6 protein-coding genes are annotated in these 6,744 nt (G+C 70.6%); 5 read left to right on the top strand and 1 reads right to left on the bottom strand.

Annotated elements, in window-relative coordinates:
* Nucleotides 1–89 precede the first annotated feature (89 nt).
* Genes DEIPH_RS04190 through DEIPH_RS04170 form a run of 5 tightly spaced genes read left to right on the top strand, consistent with a single transcriptional unit; the run spans nucleotide 90 to nucleotide 4,999 of the window.
* A complete protein-coding gene (locus DEIPH_RS04190) occupies nucleotides 90–1,067 on the top strand; it encodes a carbohydrate ABC transporter permease (protein WP_034354186.1) in 978 nt (325 codons plus the stop codon).
* Nucleotides 1,064–1,933: a carbohydrate ABC transporter permease gene (locus DEIPH_RS04185; RefSeq protein ID WP_034354183.1), complete on the top strand. Its 870-nt coding sequence runs from the start codon at nucleotides 1,064–1,066 to the stop codon at nucleotides 1,931–1,933. Before DEIPH_RS04190 ends, DEIPH_RS04185 begins: the two co-directional genes overlap by 4 nt.
* Entirely contained in the window at nucleotides 1,930–2,955 is a 1,026-nt protein-coding gene (locus tag DEIPH_RS04180; RefSeq protein WP_034354180.1) for a glycoside hydrolase family 43 protein, read from the top strand. The genes DEIPH_RS04185 and DEIPH_RS04180 overlap by 4 nt, the downstream gene beginning before the upstream one ends.
* A complete protein-coding gene (locus tag DEIPH_RS04175) occupies nucleotides 2,952–4,058 on the top strand; it encodes a M24 family metallopeptidase (RefSeq protein WP_034354178.1) in 1,107 nt (368 codons plus the stop codon). Before DEIPH_RS04180 ends, DEIPH_RS04175 begins: the two co-directional genes overlap by 4 nt.
* Entirely contained in the window at nucleotides 4,055–4,999 is a 945-nt protein-coding gene (locus DEIPH_RS04170; protein WP_051517144.1) for a glycoside hydrolase family 43 protein, read from the top strand. The genes DEIPH_RS04175 and DEIPH_RS04170 overlap by 4 nt, the downstream gene beginning before the upstream one ends.
* Nucleotides 5,000–5,209: 210 nt before the next feature.
* Here the strand turns inward: DEIPH_RS04170 and DEIPH_RS04165 are convergent, their stop codons facing one another.
* Nucleotides 5,210–6,736, bottom strand: coding sequence for a sensor domain-containing diguanylate cyclase (locus DEIPH_RS04165; protein ID WP_051517143.1), 1,527 nt, complete (start codon nucleotides 6,734–6,736; stop codon nucleotides 5,210–5,212).
* Between the last annotated feature and the right edge of the window lie 8 nt (nucleotides 6,737–6,744).

Raw genomic sequence — 6,744 nt, 5'->3', positions numbered from 1 at the left:
CCCCCCCCCCCCCCCCCCGTCCGGGGGGGGGGGGGGGGCGGGCCCCCCCCGCCGCTGCTCTCCCGCCCCCCCGCGCGAGGTCCCCGCCCATGACCGTCACCCCAGCGACCCCGAGTCCACCGGCCCAGACCACACCTGCACAGACCACCACGGCCCCCGCCCCGGTCCCGCGCCGCCGCCTGAACCTGGAACCCTACCTGTACCTGCTGCCGCACGCGGTGCTGTTTTTCGTGTTCACGGTGTATCCCATCGGCTACGGGCTGTACATCAGCCTGCACCGCTGGGACCTGCTGAGCGGGCAGCAGCCCTTCGTGGGCGGCGAGTTCTACCGCAACCTGTTCACGCCGGGCACGCCGCAGTTCGATTTCTTCTGGAAGACCCTCTGGAACACGACCTTTTTCACGCTGGTCAGCGTGCCGCTGCTGGTGGCGGCGGCGCTGGGGCTGGCCCTGCTGCTGCACCGGCCCATCTTCGGGCGGGCGTTTTTCCGGGCCGTGTTCTTCATGCCCGGCATCCTGACCGTCTCGGTGATGGGCATCCTGTGGCGCTGGCTCTTCGACAACCAGATCGGGCTGGTCAACGCGGCGCGGGACACCCTGTTCCACGCCCCGCCGATTCCCTGGCTCTCCACCGAAGGGCTGGCCTGGGTGCCCATCGTGGTCGGGACCGTGTGGTGGACGGTGGGCTTCAACATGACGCTTTATCTGGCGGCGCTGGGCAACGTGCCGCTGAGCCTCTACGAGGCGGCCTCGCTGGACGGGGCCACGCCCTGGCAGAGTTTCCGCTTCATCACGGTACCCATGCTGGCTCCGGTCACGCTGTTCGTGGTGGTCACGACGGCGCTGGCGTCCTTCCAGCTGTTCGGGCAATCGCTGATCATCACCAACGGGGGGCCGAACCGCTCCACCCAGAGCGTGATCCAGTACATCACCGAAGAAGGGTTTACCAACGCGCAGTATTCCAGCGCCGCCGCGATGGGGTTCGCCTTCGGCCTCGTGATGCTGGTGCTGACCGCCGCGCAGTTCCGCATGATGGCGCGCGATGTGCGTGAGGGGAGCGGCACGTGACCAACCTCGCCCCCACCCCGGCCCGGCCCGCCACGCCGCGCCGCCGGATGCCGCGTGACCTGCCCCGTTTTCTTCTGCTGTGCCTGCTGTCGCTGGTGTTCCTGGCCCCGGTGTACTGGATGATCAGCACGTCGCTGAAAACCGAGGCGGACGCGATTTCCTCGCCGGTGCAGTGGCTTCCCAGGCACGTCACCTTCGAGAATTACGTGTCGGTGCTGACCTCGCCCGACGGCAACATCCTGCGCTGGACCGGCAACTCACTGTTCGTGGCGCTGGCCTTCACGGTGCTGCACGTGCTGCTGTGCGCGCTGACGGCCTATCCGCTGGCGCGGATGCAGTTCCGGGGCCGCAACGCCTGGTTCTGGTTCATCCTGTCGAGCCTGATGATTCCCGGCATCGTGACCCTGATTCCGACCTACATCATGATGCTGAACTTCGGCTGGATCAATTCGTACCACGCGCTGATCTGGCCCGGCCTCAGCGGTGTGTTCGGCGTCTTTTTGCTGCGGCAGTTCTTCATGGGCATTCCGCGGGAGCTGGAGGAAGCCGCGCGGCTCGACGGCGCGAACAGCCTGCAAATCCTCTGGCGGATCATCCTGCCGCTGAGCATTCCCTCGCTGGTCACGCTGGGGGTGTTCGCCTTCATGGGGTCGTGGAACAACTTCCTGTGGCCGCTTTTTACCGTCACCGACGTGGACAAGATGACGCTGCCGGTGGGCATCACCACCTTCTCGCAGCGCTACGTGACCGAGTACGGCAAGCTGATGGCCTCGACGACGCTGGCGGCGGTGCCCGCGCTGATCGCCTACCTGGTCGCGCAGCGCTTCCTGGAAGCGGGCCTCTCCACGACGGGGCTGAAGGAATGAGGCGGCTGCCCAGGCTGGCCCTCGCCCTGACGCTGGGGGCGCTGCTGACCCCCGCCGCGACGCTGGCGGACGGACGTGGTGCAGGGGCACCCCGGCCCACCTCCTCCCCCACCACCTTCCGCAATCCCGTGATCGACGAGAATTTCCCCGACCCGTTCATCCTCAAAGTCGGGAAGACCTATCACGCCTACTCGACCAACAGCGGCAACGACAACGTGCCGCACGCGGTCAGCCGCGATCTGGTCCACTGGGAGCGGGCGGGGGACGCGCTGCCGGTGCTGCCGGAGTGGGCGCAGGGGGGGCGCACCTGGGCACCCGAAGTGGCGCGGGTCGGCACCCGCCTCGTGCTGTACTTCACCGCGCAGGACCGCGCGAGTGGCCGCCAGTGCATCGGCGCGGCGACGGCCAGCTCGCCCGCCGGGCCGTTCCGGGACACGTCCGCCAGGCCGCTGGTCTGTCAGACCGCCGAGGGCGGCAGCATCGACGCCAGCCCCTTTCAGGACGTGGACGGCCGGCGTTACCTGCTGTGGAAGAACGACGGCAACTGCTGCAACCAGACCACGAACATCTACCTCCAGCCGCTCAGCGCCGACGGCCTGCGGCTCACGGGCAAGGCCACCGCGCTGATGGGGAACTTCCAGCTCTGGGAGGGAAACGTGATCGAGGCCCCCACGCTCTACCGCTCGGGCGGCGTGTATTACCTGCTGTACTCGGCGGGTCCCTATGACAGCGACCTGTACGCGGTGGGATACGCGACCGCCCCGCGCGTGACCGGGCCGTACCGCAAGGCCCCCGAAAACCCGGTCCTGGTCAGCAAGGGCGCGGTGGCCGGACCGGGGCATCAGTCGGTCGTGACGGACGGCGCGGGGCGCACCTGGCTGGCCTACCATGCCTGGACCGCCGGACGCATCGGGGACGCTGTGGGCCACCGCAGCCTGCGCCTGGACCCGGTCACGTTCGGGGGCGGCAAGGTGAAGGTGGCGGGACCCACCCTCACGCCGCAGCGAGCACCGACGCCATGAACCGGCTTGGGGAGGTGGAAACCAAACTGGCCTGGGTGCGGGAGGCGCTGGCGCAGTCGGGCGCGGAGGTCTGCCGGCTGCGCGGCACGGACGGGTTCGCCTGGGCGACGGCGGGCGGGTCCAGCACCGTCCTGCTGACCGCCGAAACGGGCGTGGCGGAGGTGGTGGTGCGGCCCGGGGAAGCCTTCGTCCTCACCGACCGCATCGAGGCGGCGCGGTTGGAAGCAGAGGAACTGGGCGGCGGCGAACTGGCAGGGGTGCTGCCGGTCCGGGCGGTGCCCTGGGGAGACGGGCGGGCCTGGGAGGCGGCGGCGCGCGGCGAGGCCACCCGCGTTCTGAGCGACCGCCCCGGCCCTGGCGAGGCGGCGTTGCCCGCAACCCTCCAGGCCCGCAAACGCACCATGCTGCCCGCCGAACTCGGCCGCTTTCGCCGGGTGGGCCGCCTGGCCGCCGAGGCCGTCACGGAGGTGCTGCTGGCCGCCACGCCGGAAATGACCGAACTGGCCCTCGCGGGGGCGGCGAGCGCGGCGCTGCGGAGACGCGGGCTGGAGGACGCGCTGGCGCTGGTGGCGGGCGAACGCCGGTTGCCGCTGTACCGGCATCCCACGGCGCAGGATGAACCGCTCGGGCGGGTCGCCATGCTGGTCGTCTGCGCGCGGGGCTATGGCCTGGTCGCCAGCCTCACCCGCTTCGTGTCCTTCGGCCACCTCTCCCCCGAACTGCGGGCGGCCCACGCGGAGGTGAGCGCGGCCGAAGCCGCCGTGCTGGCCGCCAGCGTTCCGGGTGCCCGGCTCTCGGAGCTGTATCACGTGCTGGCGGACGCCTACCGCGACCTGGGACATCCCGCAGCCATCTCCCAGCATCACCAGGGTGGCGTCGCCGGGTATCTGGCGCGGGAGGCCATTGCCACGCCGGACTCTCCCATGACCCTTGCCGAAGGCTCGGTCCTGGCCTGGAATCCCAGCGTGCGTGGGGCAAAGATCGAGGACACCATCGCCATGACCGGGGACGGGTTGGAAGTCCTCACCCTGGACCCCGACTGGCCGCACGCCCCGGTGAACGGCCTGGAGCGGCCCCTCGTTCTGGAAAGGCTCGACCGATGACCCGGACACCAACGAATCAGACCCCGATATCCGGCCCGCTGCCCCAGACTCCGCTGTACCCCGGCAACTTCGCCGACCCCTTCGTGCTGCACTTTGACGGCACGTACTACGCCTACGGCACCGGCCTGAACGGTCAGGCGGGCGTGCGGGCCTTCGAGGTGCTGTCCTCGCCCGACCTGATCCACTGGACCTCGCACGGGGGGGTGCTGGAGCCGGTCAGCCCGGAAGCACTGGACTACTGGGCGCCGGAAGTGGCGCACTCGGGCGAGACGTTTTACCTGTACTACTCCGTCGGACGCGGCGATAAGGGCCATCACCTGCGGGTGGCGACGGCGGCGCATCCGCTCGGGCCGTTTGCCGACCTGGGGCTGAACCTCACGCCGGAAGAACCGTTCGCCATCGACCCGCACCCCTTTCAGGCCCCGGACGGTGCGTGGTGGCTGTTCTACGCCCGCGACGACCTGACCGGCGAGCGGCCCGGCACCGTGCTGGCCGCAGCCGAGCTGCACGACATGACCCGGTTGGGTGAGCCGCGCACCATCCTGCGGGCCAGCGGCGACTGGCAGGTGTACCAGCGGGGCCGCCCCATGTACGGCGCGGTCTACGACTGGCACACCCTGGAAGGCCCCTTCGTGCTGTTCCGGGATGGACGCCTTCACTTGCTGTACTCGGGTGGGGCCTGGACCAACGAGACGTATGGCGTCGGCCACGCCGTCGCGGACCACCCGCTCGGCCCCTGGACCGAACCCGTCCCCGGCGCGAACGTGTTGCGGAGCGCCGGGCAGCTGCGCGGCCCCGGACACGCCAGCGTCACGGGGCGGGACGGCGAGGACATCCTGATCTTTCACGCCTGGAACGAGGACCGCACCCGCAGGCAGCTGCACGCCGCCCCTCTGCGTTGGGTGGACGGCCTGCCCACCGCGCTGCCCGCCCCTCTCTGACGCTCGCCCCGGCTTCCGATCCCTCCTGTCCCGGAGGTTCGCCCTGGCTCTGTCCACGTGCGCAGGCGCCCGAAGGCAGACGGCACGCTGGGGCAGGCCAGGAGCGGCCTCGTTTCGATGGGCGGGAATGGCTCACCTTCCGCTTCGATCACGTGCGGGCCTACAGCCTCGCGGGCCGGTGGCAAATGCTTTTCGTGCGGTCGTGGCGCTTCAGCCCGCCCGCTTGCGAAAGGTGGCCCGCCTGCGTTTGTCCTCGTACATGTGCTGATCGGCCAGCGCGAGCGCCGCCTGGGGATCGGGGGCACCCGCAGACCAGAGGGCCACCCCGAAAGACGCCCCCACCTCCTGGAACCCGGCGGCGCGGGCGGTCGCGACGGCCCCGTCGAGATGCTGCAATACGTCCGCCTGAAGCCCTTCCAGGTCGCCCGCCTGCGGGTACAGGACCACGAACTCGTCGCCGCCCAGGCGGTACAGCAGGGCATCGTCCGGCAGTTCCGCCGCAAAAGCTCCCGCAAAAAGCCGCAGCAGCACGTCACCCCGGGGGTGTCCCTCGCGGTCGTTGACCTGCTTGAATCCGTCCAGGTCGACCATCGCCACCCCGGCGGGCGCGGGCAGGGTCAACAGGGCCGCCTCCAGCGCGCGCCGGTTGCCCAGGCCGGTCAGGGGGTCGCGGGTCGCCTCGTGGGCCAGCCGCCGCTCGCGCTCCTGGCGCAGCAGCGCGCCCGCGACGGTCCGGGTGGCGACCTGATACAGGTCCCGGTCGGCGCGGCTCCAGAGCTGGGGCATGCGGCGCACGGCGGCCAGCAGGTACTGCGTGTCCTGAAAGGTCCCCAGCGAGGCCATCACGGCACCCTGCAATCCGGCGCGGACAAGGTCGGCGCGCGCTCCGGGCCAGGCAGGGTAATCCTCCACGAACCGGGGGGCCTCGCTGTCCACCACCTGCCACACCAGCCCTTCGCCGGCGGCGGTCTGACGCATCAGCGGGGCCAGCAGGCTCGGCGGCAGGTCCGGGGCACTCCAGACGGTGTCCACCTCGAGTGTGCCCCCTCGCAACACCCCCACCCCCGCCCAGTCGAGCTGGCTGACCTGGGCGACGAGCTGCACCGCCGTGCCGACCAGTTCTCCCGGTTCCAGATTCAGGTCACTCAGGGCCGAGATGGCCGCCAGGGTCTCGGCATAGGTGGTGGTGCGGCGCAGGCCCTCGACGAGTTGCTGGCGCGCGACCGCCTCGCGTTCGGCCTCCAGCTGGGCGCGGCGCAGCTCCAGCCCCTCGACGGCCAGGGCCGCCAGGTTGGCGAGCGCCTCCCGCTCCAGGGCCGTGACCTCGGCGCGGGGAACATAATCCAGCACGCAGAGGGTCCCGATATTGAACCCGTCGGGCGTCCGCAGCGGCGCGCCGGCATAGAAGCGGTAGCCCCCCTCCCCGCGCACCACCGGGTGGTTCAGAAAGCGGCTGTCCTGCGACAGGTCCGGCGACACCAGCACGCCGTCCTGCTCAATGGTGCGCGCGCAGAACGACAGCTGCCGGTCCACCGCCAGCAGGTCCACCCCCACACAGGCCTTGCTCCAGGTGCGGTCACTGGTCACGAAGTTCAGCAGGGCGACGGGTGCCCGGAAAAACTGCGCGGCCAGCTCCGCGACCCGGGTAAAGGACGCTTCCGGCACGCCCTCGACAATGGCGTAACGGGCGAGCGCCTCCAGGCGCGCCAGTTCGGTGGGGGTGGCCAGCACAGTCATGCCCCCGC

Origin of the sequence: Deinococcus phoenicis (assembly GCF_000599865.1) — a bacterium.
Classification (GTDB): Bacteria; Deinococcota; Deinococci; order Deinococcales; family Deinococcaceae; genus Deinococcus; species Deinococcus phoenicis.
This window is presented reverse-complemented; position numbering and strand designations above follow the sequence as displayed.

What these genes read in the sequence shown, in the direction of transcription:
- DEIPH_RS04190 (WP_034354186.1), top strand. Translation starts at nt 90, where the DNA reads ATGACCGTCACCCCAGCGACCCCGAGTCCACCGGCCCAGACCACACCT.
- DEIPH_RS04180 (WP_034354180.1), top strand. Translation starts at nt 1,930, where the DNA reads ATGAGGCGGCTGCCCAGGCTGGCCCTCGCCCTGACGCTGGGGGCGCTG.
- DEIPH_RS04175 (WP_034354178.1), top strand. Translation starts at nt 2,952, where the DNA reads ATGAACCGGCTTGGGGAGGTGGAAACCAAACTGGCCTGGGTGCGGGAG.
- DEIPH_RS04170 (WP_051517144.1), top strand. Translation starts at nt 4,055, where the DNA reads ATGACCCGGACACCAACGAATCAGACCCCGATATCCGGCCCGCTGCCC.
- DEIPH_RS04165 (WP_051517143.1), bottom strand. Translation starts at nt 6,736, where the DNA reads ATGACTGTGCTGGCCACCCCCACCGAACTGGCGCGCCTGGAGGCGCTC.